We start from the raw sequence: 18,975 nt of genomic DNA, 5'->3' as shown, positions 1-18,975 counted from the left end.
TGTCGTATTGGGTGAATCCTAGTTCTGTGAGTGAATCGCTTGCGACGTGCTCGTGGCCACAGTTATTGCAAAGCCACGTCTTCACGCCATCACTTCTTCAAGCATGTCGATTTCGATTGTCGGCAACTCACGGAGAACTTTATAGTGATCTGTCATGTCGAGTAACCGAAGTTCACCGCCAGGATGACCGTGTTTTTTATAAATAATTGTCAAACCCGAATCATCTAGTTTTGTTGTGATATTAAAACTCTTCAATTTCTTTAAGAAGGCGGATAACGTTTTGTAATCGATGACGATAGTTCCAAGCCTGACAGGTAGATGACTCGTCGATTTGAAAAATTCTTTTTTCTTTTCCAGCCAATCGATCCGCTTACGATCTTCAATAGATCGCGACATATTAGGACTACGTTTTTTCTTTTTTATGTCTCTAAGTTCAGCTTCAATATGACGTTGCATCTCTTTCATCTCGGCTTTCACTTCGTTCGTCTTGTCGTCTACGATACGGATCATGCGTGGATTTCCTCCTTCTTCTCTTGAATCTTATCGAGTGCCATCTGGACGACTTCCGGTGCATAGCCTTCCTTCTCTGCGATGTTTTGAATGATGGCTTCAAGGTCGACGGCCGTCGTGCTCCCGTCGTCGGTCTGAATCAAGGCCGCGAACTCTTCCATCGCATACTGTCGTTTCGCGTTCGCTTCGATTTGGGTCCGGTCCAGGATGTCCTTGCCGGGCTGGGCACTTCGCAAGTCGATTAATTCAATCGGCTGAAGCGTTCCGTCCTCGACCGTGATAAGTGCGACCTGGATCGAACGGGCGACTTCTGCCTCGCTTGCTGACAGGCGACAAATCGCGCCGCAGTTCATGAAGACTTTGCCGTCTGAACGTTCGTAGACACCGAAGCCCAGGTGATCGTGACCGGAAAGCACCAGGTCCGCTTCCGTTTGGACGGTCCCGACGTAGGTGTAACGGTCGAAGACTTTCGGATCGTGATCGAGCAGCATCCCGTGGGCGACATGGATCTTAAAGCAATCTTTCGCCGGGTTCCCCGGGCTGTACCCGTAACCGTCCTTGTCGATGTTGTGGGAATACGGCTGGAAGCTGACGGCCACTTCTTGCGTCCCTTCCTTCAGCATCAAGTTCTCCTTCGGATCGTTGATGACTGTGAAGTTCGGGACGAGCCATTCGAGCACGCGGAGCGATGTGCGCCAGTAGGTGTCCAAGTTGTAGCTGTACACGTCATGATTTCCAGCTGTCGTATAAAACGGAATTTTGTTTTCCATGAAGACTTCCGCGAACTCCAGCAAAACACTGTTTGTGACTTCCGGGCGGTCGAAGATGTCTCCCGCACATAGGATGGCTTCCGCCTTGTTGAACTCGGCAATCTTGAAGATCTCGCGCAGTTTCGTCTTCAGTGCTTCTTTGTAGTCGTCCGTCCGGTTCCGGGGGTTCTTGCCTCGGATGTGGACGTCTCCTAACCAAACGATTTTCATATCGCGCCCTCCTTATGCCATGACATATATTTGTCTATCTAATTTGTAAAACTGATCCAAGAAATTCGAAAACATTAGCTCTTCAAACCAATTCGGACTAAATCCGAGACCGTAGTCAAAATCGTAATTTTCATGGTTAGGTTTATTTAGATGACACTTACTCTTAGATACGCTGTAAAGTCCTTGATAGTTGTGAACTTTAACCGAATCTAGGTCGTTAAGTTCTAGGTATGAAGTTAGAAAATCTTTAATTTTAGTTGGCTTTACTCTTGGTGTTTTGAATTTCATTAAAATCCGATCTCGTACAAAAAGTGCGTAAATGAAGTCCTTATCGCCTAAATCCACCCATCCTAAAATTCGAATCATCCTTGCCTGATTGCAATCGCTGCTCTCTGCCCAGAAGATTGCTTTCTCCTCATCCTTTTCTATAAACTCCTTCGGATTGATTAACGTCGAGCCTACATTCCGTACAATGTTCCAAGAATGAATACTTTCTGTGATACCTACGATGTCATTGTCATAAATCCCAAACCACTTCAGCCCTTGTAAGAACACCACTACGTTTGTCTTGTCGTCCCACAGCGGTTTATTCGGGACTTGCTTTACAATGCTTTTAGACAAGTGCCGCTTTCCTAGTTTTAATACGTTTAAGTGAGCGGAATTTCTAATTTCAAACTTAGTTAGTAAATCCATTGTCGCGCCCTCCTTACGTCGTAGCCGGTTCGAAGTGGCTGACGTATTCTCGTTTGACGACCATCAAGTCGTTTTGTAGAACGCCGTATACTGCGCCCTCTTCGATATCCGGGTCGATGCCGACCGATACGAGGATCTTGTCCCGCGCCTTGTTCACGCGATGACTGGCATCGTTGATACGACGTTCGTAAGCGTCCCGGATGTTTCGCTCGATCATGTCTCTCGTTTGCCCCTGTTGTTTAAAGAGCCAGACATCATCCTGCATGTTGTCTTTTAGATGCTCCAGGTCCCGTTCCGCCCGTTTCAGCGCCATGACTAGCAACGGATTGACCGGTGCGATCGGTGTCTCGACCAACTCCATGCCCGCTTCTTGTTCCGCAAACTTTTTAATCTCACAAATGATGCACATGTGATTCCCTCCGATTTAGACCGCCGATACCTTCGACTGGCCGCGTTTTTGTGTGACGCCGATACTGACGTCCCCGATTTCTGCCAAATGCTCGTTGTGCGTAATCAGCACGATCTGACGACCAAACTTCTCGCTGTATTCTTTCAAGAAGTAAGCGACGTTTGGTGCGAACTCCAGGCTGACGTGCTTCCCGACTTCATCGAGGAACAACGTCCCTTTGACGCCGGATAGTTCTGCGATGGCTAACTTCAGCGCGAGACTGACGACATCCGCGACGCCGCCGCCCCGATCGTAATCCGGAGGCTTCAGCTGCGTGACGACCCCTTCTGACTCCAGGTAGTATTCTGCGACGGGTTGATTTCCTTTGACCTCAATCTCGACGCGGAAGGCGTAATCCCTCCCGAAGACGACGGACAGGGCGCTCGTGACGATTTCTTCGATACGTCGCTTCGCTTGACGCCGGGCGAAGTCGCTCGTGTGCTGGAGAAGGATTTGAACCAGGTCGAAGTTTGCCAACTGTTCCTCGGCTTGCTTCTTTCGTCGATCCGCATCCTGCATCTGTTCCGACAAGAGATCCCGCTGGGCGACTTTTGCCGTGACCTTCTGCGAGGCTTGTCGTAAATCGGCTTTGACTTTCATGAGCTGATACATATTACACGTCCTGCGGGATAAGGCGTTCGACCTTCCCAAGATCCTCGCTGATTTTCGTTTCCAGCTTGACGATTTCTTCGCTGATCGTTTCCGGCGTGACGCCTTCTTCTGCCATCTTCGCGATGACTTCTTCCAGCTGTTGCTCCGCTGAAGCCTTTTGCGTTTCAGCGATGGTTTTTGCGTTTTCTGCGTTACGGACGTTTGTTTTCGCCTGCTCTAAACGATCTTTCAAGTTACTCATGAGTAAGTGCCCCTTCCGGCTTTAAGTTTTGGTTGACGATGGTTCTGGTCGGAACGTCCTCGATGATTAAGGCGCCCCTTGCTTGTTCTTTTGGTTTCGTTTAAGCCGTGGGCTGTCCGGCCCTTCGTGTAGGAAGATTCGAGTTTCCTCTTCCGCTGCCTCTTTGGTTTGGAAGTAGCCGAGGCTGTATCGAACACCTTGCCAGTAAGGACGACTGTTCCAGCGTTCAGACGCCTTGTGAAACGTGACGCCTTTCAATTCAGGTTCGACCGTCGGCTCTGGCTCCGGCGTGTACATTTCGGTGATGTTGCCTTCATGATCTACCAGCTGTAAGTTCTCGCTTCGGCAGTCCATCGGGTCGCCGTTCTTGAAGACCAGGTGGCTACCGCGTGGGATGTTGAAAAGTCGCTTGTGTAAGAGCACTTGCTTGTTGTGCTTGTCCGCTCTCGCGAACTTCCGTCCCTGCTTGTCCTTGTATACGGTCCAAGATTCGACGCCTGCGACGTCCTTCTCATAGAACATGTCGTAGTCCATCTTTGCCTGGAACTCGCCGTCCACGCGTGAGACGATCGTCAATACGACGTATTTCCGTCCGTTCTCGTGTAGCGTTTCATACCTGTTTTTCATTCGTGGCTTCCCCTTTCATGTAGCTGCCCGCAGAGTGGGCAGATGCCGCCCGCTTCCTGCCAGGTGGCCTTCTCGTTTTCTACCGCCGTCACGATTGCTTGCTCGGCGGCTTCGATGTTGCGTCTATGGATCTCGACCGTGCTCTTGCGAATTTCATAGTCACGGTGAAGTTGTCGATAGACCTCCAGCTGTTTGAAGTCGACATCGATGCGTTTGATGGTACCCGCACCCTTTTCTGCCAGACCCGCGAACCGTTCGAGTCGTTCCGTCGCTGACTTCTGCCGCCCCTCGACCAGGATGTGCTCCGTGGAGAGGACGCGAATCGAGAGGTAGCGACGCAAGTCTTCATCGATTTCGAGGATGGCGCTTGTCGCCTCCTGAAGATGTTGCGTTCGTTCGAATACATGGTCCGTCAGTTTTAATACCTGTTGCTGTTGCCTCATAGCGTCCTCTAGCGTCCGTAGACGTTCGAGCCTAGCCAGACCCTTCTGGACACTGTCGACGATTTCTGACGCCTCTGTGACGTCCTTGTATCGATACAAGTCTCGTTCGATTGATTCGATTCGGTCCGTCAGTCGAAGATAGTCACCCGAGGTAAGCAGGAGACGTTCGTGACGAATCTGGCCGTCGATAGCCGTCTGAAGCATACCTTCGAGTAAAGGAACGTCCTTCAGCATGTCCAGACGCTTTGTCACGACGTCCAGCCGATCTGCGGCTCCTTCGAAGAGACGTGTATAATCTTTAAATCGATCTAACCGTTCGACCGACGCTGTCACTTGCTCCAAAACAATCTCGGCCATGTCGACCGCGTTCTTTTGGTCGTCGACTCCGAGGAAGGCGAGCATCGAACCGGAGATCCGTTCGACGTCCTTCTCTGCGTTTAGACGCTCCTGGCGTGCGGCGTACGTGTCTTTGGAAATGCCTTTAATCGCTAGGTCGATACACTCCGTCCCAGCGAGTTTGCCTAATATTTTCGCTCCAGCGCTTGCCGTCTCACTAATCAAGAACGGGGCATCCAGCTGGAAGGCGAAGTTCAGGGCCGTTTCGAAATCCCCGAATCGTTGCTTGTCGATTTGAAGCAAGTTTTTGACTTCGTCCGGTACTTCGGACTTTTCGTACAGGCTCCCCTCGTCGTCTGGCGAGAGTTGAAGCAGATAAGATGTCTTCCCTTTACGTCGGCGCTTCGTGATGATCGCCCCGCTATCGAGTGAAAGTGTGACGATTGCCTCGCCGACTTTCTCGTTTACGAAGGCTTCACCTTGTGGCTCGTTGAATGCCACCCAGCGAATCGCTCGGATGATCGAGGTCTTCCCGGCGTCGGAAGGACCGGTCACGACGTTTAAACCTTGCCCCAGGTGGAAATGACTCTTCACATGGGACTGGAACCCTTCTAGCCTAACTTGCGTAATGGTAGGCATGTTTGCACCTCGTTTCTGGTAACTCTATTCTGACTCGCATGCCGTAGCATCAAGATGTTCGCTTCTACCTCACGCCCCTCTTGTAGCAAGGACTGGACTTTCTCGGTTAGGCTCTTCACCTCGTGGCCACGTAAAATGCGACTAGCGTATAGCACCGTCTTATGTGTCATAAAATTCTCCCATCATAGAGAAATAATTTTTTCTTTACTTCTTTACTTCTTTATCACCAAGTGCTAAGATAGTTTCGTAAGCAAGTTTCTTACGCTGATGTACTTTGGTCGGTCTCCAGCTGTAAGATCGTTTCATCCCATAATTCTTTAACAGGCTTTTTTCCATCGCCCCACTGTTGCAGCAGTTCGATAGCCGCAGCAGGTTTTACTTTTGAAAGCGCACTAAGCTTTTCTGGTAGGTACGCATTCTTCTTGATTGTCTCGGGGTCAATCAGCAAGGTTCCACCCCCTTTCAAGTAATTATTACTTTAAGTCATATTCGAGAGCAAAAATTTATTATGACTTAACGTCATAATAAACTTCATAAAAAAGATACTCGACTGTGACCCCAAAGAATGCGGCTAACTTTAACTTGTTGTCCTTACCAGGATCTTTCGTGCCGGATTCAATGTGTGCGATCATGCTTTGAGTAACGCCAATTTTGAGGGCTAGCTGTTCCTGCGTTAGCTGGGCAGCCTTCCGCAAGGACACTAGCCGCTGGTTAGGTACGATCTGACTCATGTGCCACCCCGCTTTATATGACCTAAAGTCATGTGATTGACCTCATCATATATGACTCAAGGTCATATCGTCAACCCTATTTCGAAATCTTTTTATTTTTTTCGTCAAATCATGACTTATAGTAATATAGTTTATGAACAATATGGATATGAAGGGAAGTTGAAAAATGTTGAAGTTCGGCGATCTATTGAAGCAATTACGGAAAGAGAAAAAGCTAACCCAGAAAGAGTTAGCCGAGGATTTAGAACTGGATCAGTCATCAATATCGAATTACGAATCGAATAAGAAGCTACCTGACGTCGACACGATGATGAAAATGGCCATCGTATTCGATGTTCCAGTCCAGGAACTGATTAATGCGAGAAACTATACTGCGCATGGCATCCAGCCAAACGGGTCTTACGGAATCACTTGGGCTGACAGAGTAAGCGAGAACTCAAGAGAATCCGATCGTGTGTGGCAACTGAAAAACTCGACATACAACGTTCGTAAGTTTAACGAGAACGAATTAAAAAATATTAAGTGGGAAGTCGATGGCCAGGAAGTCACCCCCGAAGAAGTCGAGGAAGCGATCAAGTACATCAAATTCCAGCGAACACTTCGTGATAAAGACAAATAAACTACTCATTTAATTTTTTAACGGTACGGCGTTTCAGCCATTCCATCAGCGCATTAAAATCAGGAACATGGGTTTCAAGTGAAATCGGCTCGTCTTTGGTGTTTTGCACGTCTTCTGTGTGCTGGATCAAGATGTTAATCGGTAACGCCCCCTAGTCTTCCAATAATAAACAGCTATTTATATTTTATAATTAAAAATACGAACATAAATGCGAACACCTGTTCTAATTTCGATAAACTTATCATAGCATATCTGGTCATCGTTGGGAATTAAAAGACGTAATTAGCCTTTAACAATTATGTAACAAGAAATTTTATACAAGAGGTGTGTAAATATGCGTACAGCCATCTATATTCGAGTCTCCACAAAACTCCAGGAGAATAAATACAGCTTGAAAGCACAAACCGAAGAACTAACGAAATATGCGAATGCCCAGGGCTGGGAAATCATCGAGCAATTCAAGGACGTCGACAGTGGCGGTAAATTGGACAAGGTCGGCTTGAACGCCTTGATGGATTGTGTGGAGGAAGGACGCGTCGACGTCGTGCTCTGTATCGACCAGGACCGTCTAAGCCGCCTCGATACAATCAGCTGGGAATTCCTGAAGTCGACACTTCGAGAGAACGGCGTGAAGATCGCCGAGCCTGGGAACATAACCGACCTAACGAACGAAGACGAGGAATTCATATCCGACATCAAGAACCTGATCGCGAAACGCGAGAAGCGATCCGTTGTACGTCGAATGATGCGAGGAAAACGACAACGGACACGTGAGGGTAAGGGCTGGGGAAAGCCGCCGATGGAATACCATTACGACAAGAACACGGGGACCTACAGCATCAATAAGGACTGGTCATGGATCATCCCGTTTATCGATGATCTCTACATGAACAAGGGCTACAGTGACTGGCAGATCGCCCAGGAGTTGCGCAAGATTGGAAAGACGCCGAACGGCAAGGAATGGTCTGATGTTCATGTGCGCCAAAAATTAAAGAATAAAGCGTACCACGGCATCATGGAAAAGAACTTCTCGAACGGCGAGACGATTACCGTCGACGACATCTACCCGCCGCTCCGGACTCCGGAAGAATACGAACGCATTCAAGAGAAACGGGCCAGCAAGTTTCGCCGACGTAAAGAGGAGTTCCCACAACTTCTCCGACGTACGCACCTCACGTGCGCGAAATGCGGCCGGAAGCTGACGATCCACATGTCAGGTGATCGGAAGTACGCCTTGCACTTCTACATCAAGCACAGCCGTCGCGAAAGCCAGAAGGACTGTTATGTATCAGTGAACACGGTGCGAGTCGAGGCGAACCTGGTGGCGGCCATCAAGAGCATCCTGACGAGCGAGGACGCCGCGAAGAAATACGTCCAGCTAGATTACGACGCGAAGGACCTCCAGCAGATGGAGAATGACCTGAAGAACGCGAACGACCTGAAGAACACGACACAGGCGAAAATCGATCGCCTCCTCCCGCTCTATCTCGATGGGATATGGTCGAAGGAGGAACTGGAGAAACAGAAAGGGATGCTCGAAAGCGAACTGAAGGTCCACGTGCGTCGCATCAAACAGTTGACGACGAAACGGGAACTCGTCAAATCGAACATGTTCAACTACGACATGGTCATCCAGTACCTGGCCGTCGCCGAGCGATTCGACGTGCTCTTGACGAAAGAGGAACAGATGAACATGATCGGCCAACTCTTCCCGACTGGCACGGTCTACGACGACCACGTTATGCTGCACGGCCACCTTCCGAACAATGCGCCGTTAGAAGTTCGCGTCGCGTTCGAACCCGATCCGTATAACTCTCCACGTTCCAAAGTGCATAACTGACACAAATATAAGCACAAACCCGTGATTTTGCTCGTGTGTTTGTGCTTATATTCATTTTCTTGAACAAAGTGGCCATCGCGATGACCGATACTTCACCAAACGTCTTCGCTCCATCTGTCTTATTCTCTTCAAGCACCTTCAGTTCAACGGCTAAATTCGCATCTGTATAGTAGTCGACGTCAACTCGGCGAACATACGCTTTCTTCTCCTCAAAATCGAGTTTTTCGACCTGATATTGCTCGGCTCCATGTAAGTATATCGCTTCATCATGTAACAACGTCATGGCACTGAACGTGTCCATTTCACCGATGACTTGATGTTTTGCCGTCTGATCGACGATGACGACATTTTCTTGATCACTCGTCCGAAGCGAGATGTCATGAGCCGGAAATGAATCCGTCATCCAATAATATCGATCAGCCCGTTCATGCAAGACGTGAGCATCCGTCAAAAACTCTAATATATCTTCCGTATCGACCGTTCCGAATCGCTCTCCTTTTTGAAAAGGCAACTCGAATGCGGCGCATTTCATATGGTCCACTAAAATAATCAAGTTATTCGGGTCAAGCCGGGCCGCTTCCGGTGAACGTTCTAAAATCATGTCCGGCTGTTCGACGACGAGTTGGTCGAGTGATGACGAGGATGCGACAAATACAACGAGTGATTCTGAATGGCGCCGTCCGGCACGACCTGCCTGCTGCCATAAGGAAGCGACCGTTCCAGGATACCCATTTAAGACACACGCTTGAAGTTGGCCGATATCGACACCGAGCTCCAACGCGTTTGTCGAGACGACCGCCTTGATTTCCCCGTTCCGTAACCGTCGTTCGATTTCTCTACGTTCAGATGGAAGATAGCCGCCACGGTAACCGACAATAGACTTTGGTCCGAGCTCCCGACGCGTCAATTCCTGCAAATAGGTCAATAGCACCTCGACACGTACGCGCGACCGCGCAAATACAATCGTTTGAATGTTCGCTTCCACGAGCCTCGAGGCGATTCGTTTCGTCTCGAGCGTCGCGCTTCGACGAATTCCGAGTGCTTCGTTGACGACAGGCGGGTTGTAGAACACAAGATGTTTCTTCCCTTGAGGTGCCCCGTTCCGATCGATTAAAACGACTTCTTCTTCCGTCAATAGCTCGGCAAGTTCAAGCGGGTTTGCGATGGTCGCTGAGGTCATGATCCATTTGGGATGACTGCCGTAATAGGCACAGATTCGCTTCAAGCGTCGAAACACGTTCGCCACATGACTTCCAAATACGCCACGATACGTATGGAGTTCGTCGACGACGATATATTCTAAGTTCTCAAAAAGACGAATCCATTTCGTATGATGAGGTAAGATGCCGGAATGTAACATATCCGGATTCGTGATGACGATATTTCCCGCATCGCGGACTTTTGTTCGTGCCGCAGGTGATGTGTCGCCATCATACGTGAAGCATCGTAAATTCCCTTCAAGGGCTTCGACCATCTCCATCAAGTCACTGTTTTGATCTTGCGCGAGTGCTTTTGTCGGGTAAAGATAAAGCGCACGGGCTGTAGGTTTTTCAATCATCTTCGATAGGACGGGCAAGTTGTAACAAAGCGTTTTTCCTGAAGCCGTCGGTGTCACGATTACTGTCGAGTGACCGGCAGCCGTTTGTTTCACAGCCTCGGCTTGATGCGTGTACAGTTGCTCGATTCCGCGATTCTTGAGTACATTCGCCAATTGTTCAGGCACTTGCTCTGGAATTGGGGCATATTGTGCCGGACGAGCGTCGACCGTGTGCCAATGACGTACATGGTTTGAAAAACCAGGATCGTCTTTTAGTTGTTTGATCATTTCTTCGACAGAGCGAGATTTTCGCATCCAGTCACCTTCTTTCATTACGCATTCGAAGGTGCAAGATCCGCTACGACTTGTCGGATTTGATGAATCCGTTCATCTCGTACCACTCTCGATACGGCGGGCATCTGAAAGATGGCCATCTCGTTAAATGTAGCAGCGACATGCTCATTCTCTTCTTCGAGGCGGAGGAGCGCATCTGAAAACAGACGTTGCGTCGACCGTCCGAACAAGACGATGGTATGTAGTTTCGTACATTTTGAATGAACCGCTAAAAGATGTTTGACGTAGCGTTGCACCGTTTTATAATAATCTTCGTTTGTTGAGCTGAGTTGACGGTTGCCACGAAGAAGTTCCGGATAATAGGATTCTTCGCCCGTGAACATGGTCTCGACTCCGATTCGTTTCAAGTAAGCATGTCCGATCGCTTCGGCGACGGTTTGGTCCTGGATGAGACGCCCAAACGGTATCGACTCTTTTAAGAGCACATGTGAAAGCTTTAACCCGAGATGTCCACCGAGAGGCACGCCGAAATCATCGTCTTGCAGTCGATCTATGACAAGTAATACTTTCATCTTGCGTTTTAAAGAGAGTTGAACCATGTGTCACCATCCTGTTCCCTTTCTTTTCATTATAGCAAAGTCAAACGAAAAACAGGGCGCACAATGTCGCCCTGCTTTCCTTAGTTATTCCCATTGTTTGAATTGCCATTTCCACGATTCGTGTCAGACGATTCACCATTGGATTGTCCCTCTAACGGAGTTCCTGAATCATCTCCGTCAGTTGGTTCGTCTGTTCCTTCGCCAGAACCTTCATCCGTCGCCGGTTCATCAGGAGTTTGTTCGTCGGTGGTATCTTCGCCGTTTCCGCCTCCGTTACCATTACCATTTCCGTTTTCATTCCCGTTCCCGTTATTTTCGTCTGATGGTTCATCTTCGGAATTTTCCTCGTCAGAAGGGTTTTCCTCTTCTTCCTTTGGCTCTTCTTTCGGTTCGATTGAGTAGCTCGCTTGCGCCGGTGCTGATTGCTGCTCACCCGTCAACGGGTTCGTTGCATTCGCGACAATGGTAAACGTTGTGTCTCCTTCGGCCAAGTTTGCAATATTTACACTCGTCTCCCCGGTCGTTCCGACGACTTGCTCACTTCCGTCAGCTGACTTCTGTGTCACTGTGAACGTGACATCCGTATAGCCATCTGCTTGTGCACCATCGAAATCGTATGACCATGAGACAGAACCGGTTTGGGCTTCTTCGTCATAGTTGACACTTGCCCCAGTCGGAGCAACCAACTTCTCAGGTTGAAGATCTTTTGGTTTTGTCCCTTTTACATAGAGTTCATTGCCAAGTGATAAGACTGAGTCCGGACGTTGGAATCGATCCGGTTGTCCCGTCGCATTCGTCACTTGTTGCATCATATACTCGAAATAGTATTGGGCATAGTCTGGATCGAACGAAGCGACTGTCGAATCTTTCGTTTTTCCTGTCCATACTGAGATCGAGTAATCCGTAGAATAACCGGTAAACCATTTATCTTTCGGATTTGTAGAGTTAGGCTCGTTCGTCGTACCCGTTTTACCTGCTACGTCCCATGGGAACGCGCCAGGTACATAAGTTCCACCTTCAGCACTCACAACATCACGAAGCATGTCTGTCAACATATACGCTGTATAATCTTCCATTGCTTGCTTGGCTTTAATCGGTGAATTAATACTTGAACCATCATTGAATTCAATTTTTTGAATCAAGTGCGGTTTTGTATACATCCCATTCGCACCAAGTGTTGCATAAGCTGCAGCCATCTGTGTCGTGCTCGCTTCTGCCGTACCTAAAGCATTAGATTCGTTGAGTTCATCGCCAGAATATGAAGGTTCGATTCCTACATTTTTAACGAACGATTCGATTGCTTCTTGTCCATACTCATCCCGCACTTCTTGGAAAGCACGAACTGCTGGCGTGTTCGCTGAAATTTTCAAGTATTGGCGCATCGTATTTGGTCCACGGAAACCTGAATAATAGTTATTCGGACTATATGTGCCATCTAATTTAGCGTCAAGCAACACTTTACCTGTCGACCACTGCCCATTTTCAATTCCAGGACCATAATCGAAAAATGGTTTAGCTGTCGATCCGATTTGATACTTTTCATTTGAGTAGTCACGATATGTGGTATCACCTTGCTTCGCCTGTTGACTGTCTACGATAGCGACAATTTCACCGGTCTTTGTATTCAAGACGGTTGCACCCATTCGTAAATCTTCAGGGAAACTACTTGTTTGTAAATTAACATTATTCGATTTAATATCACTGTTGATTTTTGTGTGTAACTCTTTGTTGATTGACGTATAAACTTTCAAACCAGTCCCGTAAATATCTGACTGTTCAAGACCATAGTCCTCTTCTAACTCATTCAATACACGAGAGTAAATCGCACGTGTGAACGCTTCTTCTTCCGTCTCTTCACCTGGTGAGATGACGTCAGCAATGGAGACATCAAGTGCCTCATTGTACTGCTCCTCAGAAATATGTCCGTCACGTTTCATCGCAGACAAGACTTGCTCTTGACGGTAGCGGGTCAACTCCTGATCACCATTGATTGGATCGTAGGCACTTGGACGTTGCGGGAGACCTGCGAGAATCGCGGCCTCTTGATAATTGACCTCAGAGACCGGCTTATTGAAGTAACGTTTCGATGCGGTTTGCACACCGTATCCACCACTACCATAATAGTTTTTGTTCAAGTACATCTCTAAAATCTGTTCTTTCGTATACTCACGCTCGAGTTTGAGTGCGAGCCATTGTTCTTGAAGCTTACGTTTTAACTTCTTATCTGTCGAAAGAAACGACTGCTTGACCAATTGTTGTGTGATGGTCGATCCACCTTCTGCACCGAAACCGTCTGTCAAGTTGGCAACGACGGCTCCGCCGATTCGACGTAAGTCAATCCCGTTATGCTCATAGAAACGACGGTCTTCGATTGACACGACCGCTTGTTGCATCACTTCAGAGATGTCGTCGATGGAGACATACTCTCGAATCTGACCCGCCCCTTCGAGCGGTTCTCCTTCAGCCGAAAGCAACTGAATCGGATACGTATCGACAAGTTTGTCTTCATCTAGTTCTGGTGCCGTCGCAATGGCATATACCGTATAGGCGCCGAATGCGATTACCGCAGCAATAAATAACATGAAGCCTAATAAAAAGATGCGTTTCCACATCGGTTTCTTACTTTTCGTCTTTGGTTGTTTCCCAGTTTTTTTGCGTTTATTCGTCGTCGAATCTTGTCGACGTGCGACCCTACTTCGCTCCATTCATGGTTCACTCCTTCTATTCAATCGAGCCATTGATCGAGCACCGTCAAATAATCAATCGACGGCAAGGCTCTCGTCGGAACTTCAATCGCTTCCTTTTCGATAAAGCTGAGCGGAATCGATTTTCGCCCCGTTAATCGTTGTTCCCACCACTGAACAAGTTGCTCGGTGGTCAATACATATTGCGTATTATAGCGACTAAAGCGGATGATGACAAAACAAATCCCTCCATGACGTTCACACTCACGCATGTGGGCGATTTGGTGGTCATGGAAATTGCCGAGCGGAAACGACGTCTTATTATTCGTTTCTTTCGCTTCAAAGTCAATGTACCTGCCACGATAAACACCGTTGTAATCGGTCGTAGATGCCTGTTTGAAATAGGCTTCCGTCACTTTGGCGGCACTTCGCTTCGGGTAGTCGACTTTGACGATTTGAAGAGGGGTTGGTTTTTTGTGGATGACGGCTCGTTGATGAATCCGATAAAATTCATTCGTTTCATTTAAAAGCGTCTCCAAGTTCATCCCGCGATTCGCATAGGTTTGAGAATTCGATGATTGCTTCGAAATTCCTTCCCCCTTTGTTGTCTTTGTCACGTTTGCCTTTTTACCGTTTGGATAATGGAACAATGTCGTCACCCCATACATACATATTAACAGGTCGGTCCACTCGTTCCTTCCGTCTCAGGTCTGATTGTCGACTTCTGTCGGTCGACACTTGTGTGGATTTACCGCAACACATATCGTACCAAACTCCCGTATGTTAAACTAGTATGTAAGCGATTGTGTATCCAAATTGAAAAGCTCTCGTTATGTAGATCCCGATTGTTTTTCTATGATAATAGCACCCTTAGTGTTTATCCAAGATGACACACCGATAAACCTAATTGATGTCATTCTCGAAAAAAATGTGCAATAGATTGACCAAATCACCATTTGGAAATAAAATAGGATGCTTAAAGACGTTACTGTTAAGCCGTTTTGGAGGGATTGGATGGAAAGTGGAAAGAAGTATGTCATGTTCGTCGACGAGACAGGTACGCCGAAGGGGAACACGCAATTTAACTTGACGGGCGTGCTGATGGAATATAAGTATTCAATCGATGCAGACGAAACTGGACTACCGTGTGAATTGAAACGACGTCTTCAGGCGTTCAAACGAGATGTGTTCAAAACCGAACATATCCCACTTCATTTAAAAGAAATTTTAAAAGCGGAACATCCTTACGGAAAAGAAGATGGAATCACGATTGATATGTTGCGCGACTTTTGGGATAAGCTCCCTGAATTTTTGCGAGGAATCGACTGTACGATCGTCAGTGTCGAGGTCGATAAACAGAAGCTTCATGACTTTTATTCGACTCCCAAAGATCCGTATGTCGTTGCGTTCGCTCACTTGATGAAGTCATTCTATGCGTTTTTAGAAGAAACAGAGGCAGTGAGTGCCCGGGTCGTCCTGGAATCCCGAGACGATTATCAGAACTTACTGATTCAAAAAAGCATTCTTCGATATTTTCAATTCAGGTACCGTTCATTTAGACGTTGAAAAGAGCCGTCAAAAAATCAAAGGCTTCATCTTCTCTGAGAAGCAGAACACGATGTATCAATCGGGGTTAGAAATCGCGGACCTCGTCTGTCTGCCACTTTCTCGCGTTCGTCGTGGCGTGATTGAAGTGAAACCACGGTTCGTCCATTATGGGGACGAGAACCGAATCTTTAAGGCCATTAAGGACAAAATTTACATCCGTAAAGAAAGTCCGGACCAAGATTTCCGAAACTGGGGCTTCAAAAAAGTGCCGATCACGAAAAAACGTCGCGAATGGAGCGACCATCCTTGGAATCATTAAGCAAAAACGCATCGACACCTTTCGTGTCGATGCGTCAGCTTGTTGACTAACATGAATCTTATCGCTCGCCTGTCCGGCGCCCACGCTTTCCTCAGGCAATCCCGGAGCCGCATCGCGACCTAGGTCGCTGCTGGGGCGCCGTCGGATTGCTTTCCTGTAGGAGTCGGGGCGCCGTCGGGCGAGCAACGCAAACGGTCGTCATCTGGCGGCCGTTTGTCTTTTTCTAAGACCACGACGGCCGAAGAAAAAGCTCGATACTTACTTCGAATCGATGTATCAGGGGAAAGGGAAGATAAACGCTGAGCCCGCCCGTCATCGATCCCGAGATCATCCGCCTCGGCCCGCCGTTCACCATCCGTTCCGTTCGTCAGACCGTGAAGGATGGATCGTGTCGACTTGTTGATCATCAGACCCGCCCCTGTGTGTTCTTCTCACACCATTATATGGGACGAAGGACAAAAGGTGACCAAGAACGGGCAGGCGAGACTCCCGAGGGAATAGCAAGCAAAGGGAGACCCAGCAGTGACGCAGTCGCGATGCGGCTCCCTGCTTGCCCCTAGGAAAGCGAGCCGTGTCCGGGTTGGGCATATAAAAGACATTAGACCGATACTTTGTCTACAGTCTGACGCATCGACACCTTTCGTGTCGATGCGTTTTTATGTGGTGACTTGCTGTGACTTCATTCGTTTCTTTCCTTCTCGGCACATATGCAACAGTGGGCATGCCTCACAGCCCGGACGTTGTGCCTTACAATGATATCGTCCGAAGAAGATGAATTGATGATGAAGTTGTGACCATTCCTCGCGCGGAAACTTTTTCATTAATGTATCCTCGACTTGGCGGACATTGTCTTTCCAGCGACAAATACCGAGACGTTTGGATACTCGTTCCACATGCGTGTCAACCGCAAACGCCGGTTCATGGAATGCAACAGAGAGAACGACATTGGCTGTCTTACGACCGACTCCAGGGAGCGCCTCCAACGATGCTCGGTCAGAAGGGACAATTCCACCATGCTCGTTCACAATTTTTTCTGAGAGTGCTTTTACATTCTTCGCTTTGTTACGGTACAGACCAATCCGTTTAATCAATGCCTCAATCTCAGACACGTCAGCCGCCGCCATCGCCTCGACAGTCGGAAACGCTTCAAACAAACCCGGTGTCACCTTGTTGACGAGTGCATCCGTCGCTTGTGCGGAGAGCGCGACGGCGACCACCAATTCGAATGGATTTTGATGCGTCAACTCGCAATGAGCATCCGGGAACATCTGCTTCATCGTATCTGACACTTCCTGTAATTGTGCTCGCGTCAACATCACTTATTCCTCCGTTGATATTCCACGACATCCTCGAGCGATTCGACATGATGATCTTGCCAAACACGCAGGATTTTGTCCATGTATTTGAAGTTTCGCACGTTTCGAAGTTTCGCTTCCCGAAGCGCGGCCATGATGAGTTCCTCGCTGAAGCCATCTTCCGTCATCCAGCCGACGATTTGTTCAATCTCGAACGGGGTGATCGTTCCGAATTCCCGCTCAAACGTATGAATGATATTCTCATTCAGTGTCTGCTGGGGCGCAACTTTCTCTTCCCCTTGTAACGCTTCGAAAAGTGGCAATAGGCTATATCGCTCACCATCACTTGAAGCGTCAATGGCGATCAACTCTTTTTGCAATAGACCGAGGAGTACTGATCGCGCCTCATTCTCCGAAACATTCAAGCGTTTCCCTAACTCGCTCGGGAGCGGCATGACGATGCCTTCTCCCGTCATTTCAAGAAGATGGACGATCAGACTGAACTCGACGGGTGACAAGTCGAGGCGTCTCGCATCGGTGAACAGCTTTCGTGGAATGACGACCGGACTTTGTTCGAATAATTGAATCAATTGATGTGCATCCATGTCGCACTTCCTTTCTAAGACACATCAATCGGGGAGGACATGACGTCTTCCCCGATTAATCGTTAAGGGTGAATTCGGTTTAATAAACGTGGGAATGGAATCGCTTCACGGATATGTTCGATTCCACTGATCCATGCGACTGTACGCTCGAGACCAAGTCCGAAACCAGAGTGTGGGACCGAACCGTATTGACGAAGTTCAAGGTACCAATCATACGCATCCGTTTCGTCGAGACCTTCTTTGATGATTTCTTCTTTTAGACGATCGTAGTCGTCCTCACGTTGAGATCCCCCGATGATTTCACCATATCCTTCTGGAGCAATCAAGTCCGCACAAAGAACAAGCTCAGGATTTTCAGGGTCTACTTTCATATAGAACGGTTTGATTTCTTTTGGCCAATGCGTGATGAATACCGGCTGATCATGTGCGTTGGCAATCGCCGTCTCGTGCGGTGCACCGAAATCATCCCCGTATTCGATGTCGTCGAATCCTTCTGCCTTCAAGAACTTGATGGCATCTTCGTAACGAACGCGTGGGAACGGCGCTTGTACTTGTGCCAATTTCTCAAGGTCACGTCCGAGTAGTTCCAATTCATTTTTACAGTTCGCAAGTGCCGACTGTGCAATGTATGAGACGTACTGCTCTTGAATCTCGAGGTTCATGTCATGATCGACAAATGCCATCTCCGGCTCGATCATCCAGAACTCAATCAAGTGACGACGCGTTTTTGATTTCTCTGCACGGAACGTCGGTCCGAACGAGAATACTTTACCGAGTGCCATTGCCGCGGCTTCCATGTACAATTGACCCGTCTGAGAAAGGTAGGCTGACTGACCGAAATAGTCTGTCTCGAACAATTCTGTCGTCCCTTCCGGTGCACTGCTCGTAAGGATTGGCGGATCGATTTTGACGAATCCTTCTTTGTTGAAGAATTCATATGTCGCACGGATGATTTCGTTACGAACTTTCATAATCGCGTGTTGGCGACGTGAACGGAGCCATAAGTGACGGTTGTCCATCAAGAATTCCGTTCCGTGTTCTTTCGGTGTGATTGGATAATCAACCGATTCCGCAATCACTTCTAAATCTGTCACTTCCAATTCAAATCCGAGTGGTGTACGTCCACCATCAGATTTGACATTCCCTGTGACCCAAACCGACGTTTCTTGCGTGATCCCTTTGGCAAGAGTAAATAACTCTTCCGCCACATCAGCTTTTACAACGACCGCTTGAGCAAAACCGCTACCGTCACGTAATTGAAGGAAAGCAATCTTTCCACTTGAACGTTTGTTGGCAATCCACGCGCCTACACGGACAGATTGGCCTTCATAGTCTTTAAATTGGTTAATCGAAATAGTTGTCATGTTCATTTCCA

Annotated in this window: 21 protein-coding genes; 4 read left to right on the top strand and 17 right to left on the bottom strand. The window is 48.1% G+C overall.

The features are described from left to right. Positions 1 to 81 precede the first annotated feature (81 nt). The 10 genes from EAT1B_RS15520 to EAT1B_RS15475 all read right to left on the bottom strand — a co-directional run bounded on the left by EAT1B_RS15520 (position 82) and on the right by EAT1B_RS15475 (position 6,260). Positions 82 to 510 carry a hypothetical protein gene (locus EAT1B_RS15520; RefSeq protein ID WP_015881514.1) on the bottom strand — a complete coding sequence of 143 codons (429 nt, stop codon included), beginning with the start codon at positions 508 to 510 and terminating at the stop codon, positions 82 to 84. After that, a complete protein-coding gene (locus EAT1B_RS15515; RefSeq protein WP_015881513.1) occupies positions 507 to 1,490 on the bottom strand; it encodes a metallophosphoesterase in 984 nt (327 codons plus the stop codon). The genes EAT1B_RS15520 and EAT1B_RS15515 overlap by 4 nt, the downstream gene beginning before the upstream one ends. Positions 1,491 to 1,502: 12 nt before the next feature. Next, positions 1,503 to 2,183: a hypothetical protein gene (locus EAT1B_RS15510; RefSeq protein ID WP_015881512.1), complete on the bottom strand. Its 681-nt coding sequence runs from the start codon at positions 2,181 to 2,183 to the stop codon at positions 1,503 to 1,505. A gap of 13 nt (positions 2,184 to 2,196) precedes the next feature. Then, a complete protein-coding gene (locus tag EAT1B_RS15505; RefSeq protein WP_015881511.1) occupies positions 2,197 to 2,592 on the bottom strand; it encodes a hypothetical protein in 396 nt (131 codons plus the stop codon). 15 nt (positions 2,593 to 2,607) lie between these two features. Next, positions 2,608 to 3,243 carry a chromosome segregation ATPase gene (locus EAT1B_RS15500; protein ID WP_015881510.1) on the bottom strand — a complete coding sequence of 212 codons (636 nt, stop codon included), beginning with the start codon at positions 3,241 to 3,243 and terminating at the stop codon, positions 2,608 to 2,610. A gap of 1 nt (position 3,244) precedes the next feature. Next, positions 3,245 to 3,484 carry a hypothetical protein gene (locus EAT1B_RS15495; RefSeq protein ID WP_015881509.1) on the bottom strand — a complete coding sequence of 80 codons (240 nt, stop codon included), beginning with the start codon at positions 3,482 to 3,484 and terminating at the stop codon, positions 3,245 to 3,247. Between the two features lie 66 nt (positions 3,485 to 3,550). After that, on the bottom strand, positions 3,551 to 4,111 hold the full coding sequence (locus EAT1B_RS15490; RefSeq protein ID WP_015881508.1) for a Pathogenesis-related transcriptional factor and ERF protein: 561 nt from the start codon (positions 4,109 to 4,111) through the stop codon (positions 3,551 to 3,553). Next, positions 4,108 to 5,529 carry an AAA family ATPase gene (locus tag EAT1B_RS15700; RefSeq protein WP_015881507.1) on the bottom strand — a complete coding sequence of 474 codons (1,422 nt, stop codon included), beginning with the start codon at positions 5,527 to 5,529 and terminating at the stop codon, positions 4,108 to 4,110. The genes EAT1B_RS15490 and EAT1B_RS15700 overlap by 4 nt, the downstream gene beginning before the upstream one ends. Positions 5,530 to 5,788: 259 nt before the next feature. Continuing rightward, complete coding sequence (locus EAT1B_RS15480; RefSeq protein WP_015881505.1) at positions 5,789 to 5,977, bottom strand: hypothetical protein; 189 nt, start codon at positions 5,975 to 5,977, stop codon at positions 5,789 to 5,791. A 58-nt stretch (positions 5,978 to 6,035) separates the two neighbouring features. Then, positions 6,036 to 6,260 carry a helix-turn-helix transcriptional regulator gene (locus tag EAT1B_RS15475; RefSeq protein ID WP_015881504.1) on the bottom strand — a complete coding sequence of 75 codons (225 nt, stop codon included), beginning with the start codon at positions 6,258 to 6,260 and terminating at the stop codon, positions 6,036 to 6,038. A 166-nt stretch (positions 6,261 to 6,426) separates the two neighbouring features. Here EAT1B_RS15475 and EAT1B_RS15695 point away from each other — a divergent pair, with 166 nt between their 5' ends. Both EAT1B_RS15695 and EAT1B_RS15830 read left to right on the top strand, forming a co-directional pair. Continuing rightward, positions 6,427 to 6,879, top strand: a complete 453-nt coding sequence (locus EAT1B_RS15695) for a helix-turn-helix domain-containing protein (protein ID WP_015881503.1) — start codon at positions 6,427 to 6,429, stop codon at positions 6,877 to 6,879. Between the two features lie 334 nt (positions 6,880 to 7,213). Continuing rightward, a complete protein-coding gene (locus EAT1B_RS15830) occupies positions 7,214 to 8,719 on the top strand; it encodes a recombinase family protein (RefSeq protein WP_081432724.1) in 1,506 nt (501 codons plus the stop codon). Here EAT1B_RS15830 and EAT1B_RS15455 read toward each other — a convergent pair. The 4 genes from EAT1B_RS15455 to recU all read right to left on the bottom strand — a co-directional run bounded on the left by EAT1B_RS15455 (position 8,619) and on the right by recU (position 14,501). Further along, complete coding sequence (locus tag EAT1B_RS15455) at positions 8,619 to 10,571, bottom strand: DEAD/DEAH box helicase (RefSeq protein ID WP_015881502.1); 1,953 nt, start codon at positions 10,569 to 10,571, stop codon at positions 8,619 to 8,621. The genes EAT1B_RS15830 and EAT1B_RS15455 overlap by 101 nt on opposite strands. Before the next feature lie 17 nt (positions 10,572 to 10,588). After that, positions 10,589 to 11,149: a hypothetical protein gene (locus EAT1B_RS15450; protein WP_015881501.1), complete on the bottom strand. Its 561-nt coding sequence runs from the start codon at positions 11,147 to 11,149 to the stop codon at positions 10,589 to 10,591. A gap of 80 nt (positions 11,150 to 11,229) precedes the next feature. Further along, a complete protein-coding gene (locus EAT1B_RS15445; RefSeq protein WP_015881500.1) occupies positions 11,230 to 13,854 on the bottom strand; it encodes a transglycosylase domain-containing protein in 2,625 nt (874 codons plus the stop codon). 20 nt (positions 13,855 to 13,874) lie between these two features. Next, positions 13,875 to 14,501 (bottom strand): Holliday junction resolvase RecU, encoded by a 627-nt coding sequence (gene recU / locus EAT1B_RS15440; RefSeq protein WP_015881499.1) that lies wholly within the window; start codon positions 14,499 to 14,501, stop codon positions 13,875 to 13,877. A gap of 346 nt (positions 14,502 to 14,847) precedes the next feature. Between recU and EAT1B_RS16115 the strand changes: the two genes are divergently transcribed. Together EAT1B_RS16115 and EAT1B_RS16110 are read left to right on the top strand one after the other, a co-directional pair. Further along, entirely contained in the window at positions 14,848 to 15,399 is a 552-nt protein-coding gene (locus tag EAT1B_RS16115; protein ID WP_237708251.1) for a hypothetical protein, read from the top strand. 52 nt (positions 15,400 to 15,451) lie between these two features. Beyond that, a complete protein-coding gene (locus tag EAT1B_RS16110) occupies positions 15,452 to 15,700 on the top strand; it encodes a hypothetical protein (RefSeq protein WP_237708250.1) in 249 nt (82 codons plus the stop codon). A 656-nt stretch (positions 15,701 to 16,356) separates the two neighbouring features. Here the strand turns inward: EAT1B_RS16110 and nth are convergent. From nth to asnS, 3 genes are all read right to left on the bottom strand, one after another. Beyond that, positions 16,357 to 17,016 carry an endonuclease III gene (gene nth, locus EAT1B_RS15425; protein ID WP_015881497.1) on the bottom strand — a complete coding sequence of 220 codons (660 nt, stop codon included), beginning with the start codon at positions 17,014 to 17,016 and terminating at the stop codon, positions 16,357 to 16,359. Then, a complete protein-coding gene (locus EAT1B_RS15420; RefSeq protein ID WP_015881496.1) occupies positions 17,016 to 17,600 on the bottom strand; it encodes a DnaD domain-containing protein in 585 nt (194 codons plus the stop codon). The genes nth and EAT1B_RS15420 overlap by 1 nt, the downstream gene beginning before the upstream one ends. Positions 17,601 to 17,662: 62 nt before the next feature. Then, positions 17,663 to 18,964, bottom strand: coding sequence for an asparagine--tRNA ligase (gene asnS / locus EAT1B_RS15415; RefSeq protein ID WP_031423961.1), 1,302 nt, complete (start codon positions 18,962 to 18,964; stop codon positions 17,663 to 17,665). Positions 18,965 to 18,975: the final 11 nt, after the last annotated feature.

This window comes from Exiguobacterium sp. AT1b (assembly GCF_000023045.1).
In the GTDB taxonomy this organism is placed as follows: Bacteria; Bacillota; Bacilli; order Exiguobacteriales; family Exiguobacteriaceae; genus Exiguobacterium.
The sequence above is the reverse complement of the archived record's forward strand: the minus strand, read 5'-3'. Positions and strand labels throughout refer to the sequence as shown.

Excerpts from the sequence above, each read along its gene's own strand:
- EAT1B_RS15510 (WP_015881512.1), bottom strand. The coding sequence starts at position 2,183 with ATGGATTTACTAACTAAGTTTGAAATTAGAAATTCCGCTCACTTAAAC.
- EAT1B_RS15450 (WP_015881501.1), bottom strand. The coding sequence starts at position 11,149 with ATGGTTCAACTCTCTTTAAAACGCAAGATGAAAGTATTACTTGTCATA.
- EAT1B_RS15505 (WP_015881511.1), bottom strand. The coding sequence starts at position 2,592 with ATGTGCATCATTTGTGAGATTAAAAAGTTTGCGGAACAAGAAGCGGGC.
- asnS (WP_031423961.1), bottom strand. The coding sequence starts at position 18,964 with ATGACAACTATTTCGATTAACCAATTTAAAGACTATGAAGGCCAATCT.
- EAT1B_RS15420 (WP_015881496.1), bottom strand. The coding sequence starts at position 17,600 with ATGGATGCACATCAATTGATTCAATTATTCGAACAAAGTCCGGTCGTC.
- EAT1B_RS16115 (WP_237708251.1), top strand. The coding sequence starts at position 14,848 with ATGGAAAGTGGAAAGAAGTATGTCATGTTCGTCGACGAGACAGGTACG.
- EAT1B_RS15520 (WP_015881514.1), bottom strand. The coding sequence starts at position 510 with ATGATCCGTATCGTAGACGACAAGACGAACGAAGTGAAAGCCGAGATG.
- recU (WP_015881499.1), bottom strand. The coding sequence starts at position 14,501 with ATGTATGGGGTGACGACATTGTTCCATTATCCAAACGGTAAAAAGGCA.
- EAT1B_RS15445 (WP_015881500.1), bottom strand. The coding sequence starts at position 13,854 with ATGGAGCGAAGTAGGGTCGCACGTCGACAAGATTCGACGACGAATAAA.
- EAT1B_RS15515 (WP_015881513.1), bottom strand. The coding sequence starts at position 1,490 with ATGAAAATCGTTTGGTTAGGAGACGTCCACATCCGAGGCAAGAACCCC.
- EAT1B_RS15830 (WP_081432724.1), top strand. The coding sequence starts at position 7,214 with ATGCGTACAGCCATCTATATTCGAGTCTCCACAAAACTCCAGGAGAAT.
- EAT1B_RS15700 (WP_015881507.1), bottom strand. The coding sequence starts at position 5,529 with ATGCCTACCATTACGCAAGTTAGGCTAGAAGGGTTCCAGTCCCATGTG.
- nth (WP_015881497.1), bottom strand. The coding sequence starts at position 17,016 with ATGTTGACGCGAGCACAATTACAGGAAGTGTCAGATACGATGAAGCAG.
- EAT1B_RS16110 (WP_237708250.1), top strand. The coding sequence starts at position 15,452 with ATGTATCAATCGGGGTTAGAAATCGCGGACCTCGTCTGTCTGCCACTT.
- EAT1B_RS15695 (WP_015881503.1), top strand. The coding sequence starts at position 6,427 with ATGTTGAAGTTCGGCGATCTATTGAAGCAATTACGGAAAGAGAAAAAG.
- EAT1B_RS15500 (WP_015881510.1), bottom strand. The coding sequence starts at position 3,243 with ATGTATCAGCTCATGAAAGTCAAAGCCGATTTACGACAAGCCTCGCAG.
- EAT1B_RS15475 (WP_015881504.1), bottom strand. The coding sequence starts at position 6,260 with ATGAGTCAGATCGTACCTAACCAGCGGCTAGTGTCCTTGCGGAAGGCT.
- EAT1B_RS15495 (WP_015881509.1), bottom strand. The coding sequence starts at position 3,484 with ATGAGTAACTTGAAAGATCGTTTAGAGCAGGCGAAAACAAACGTCCGT.
- EAT1B_RS15490 (WP_015881508.1), bottom strand. The coding sequence starts at position 4,111 with ATGAAAAACAGGTATGAAACGCTACACGAGAACGGACGGAAATACGTC.
- EAT1B_RS15455 (WP_015881502.1), bottom strand. The coding sequence starts at position 10,571 with ATGCGAAAATCTCGCTCTGTCGAAGAAATGATCAAACAACTAAAAGAC.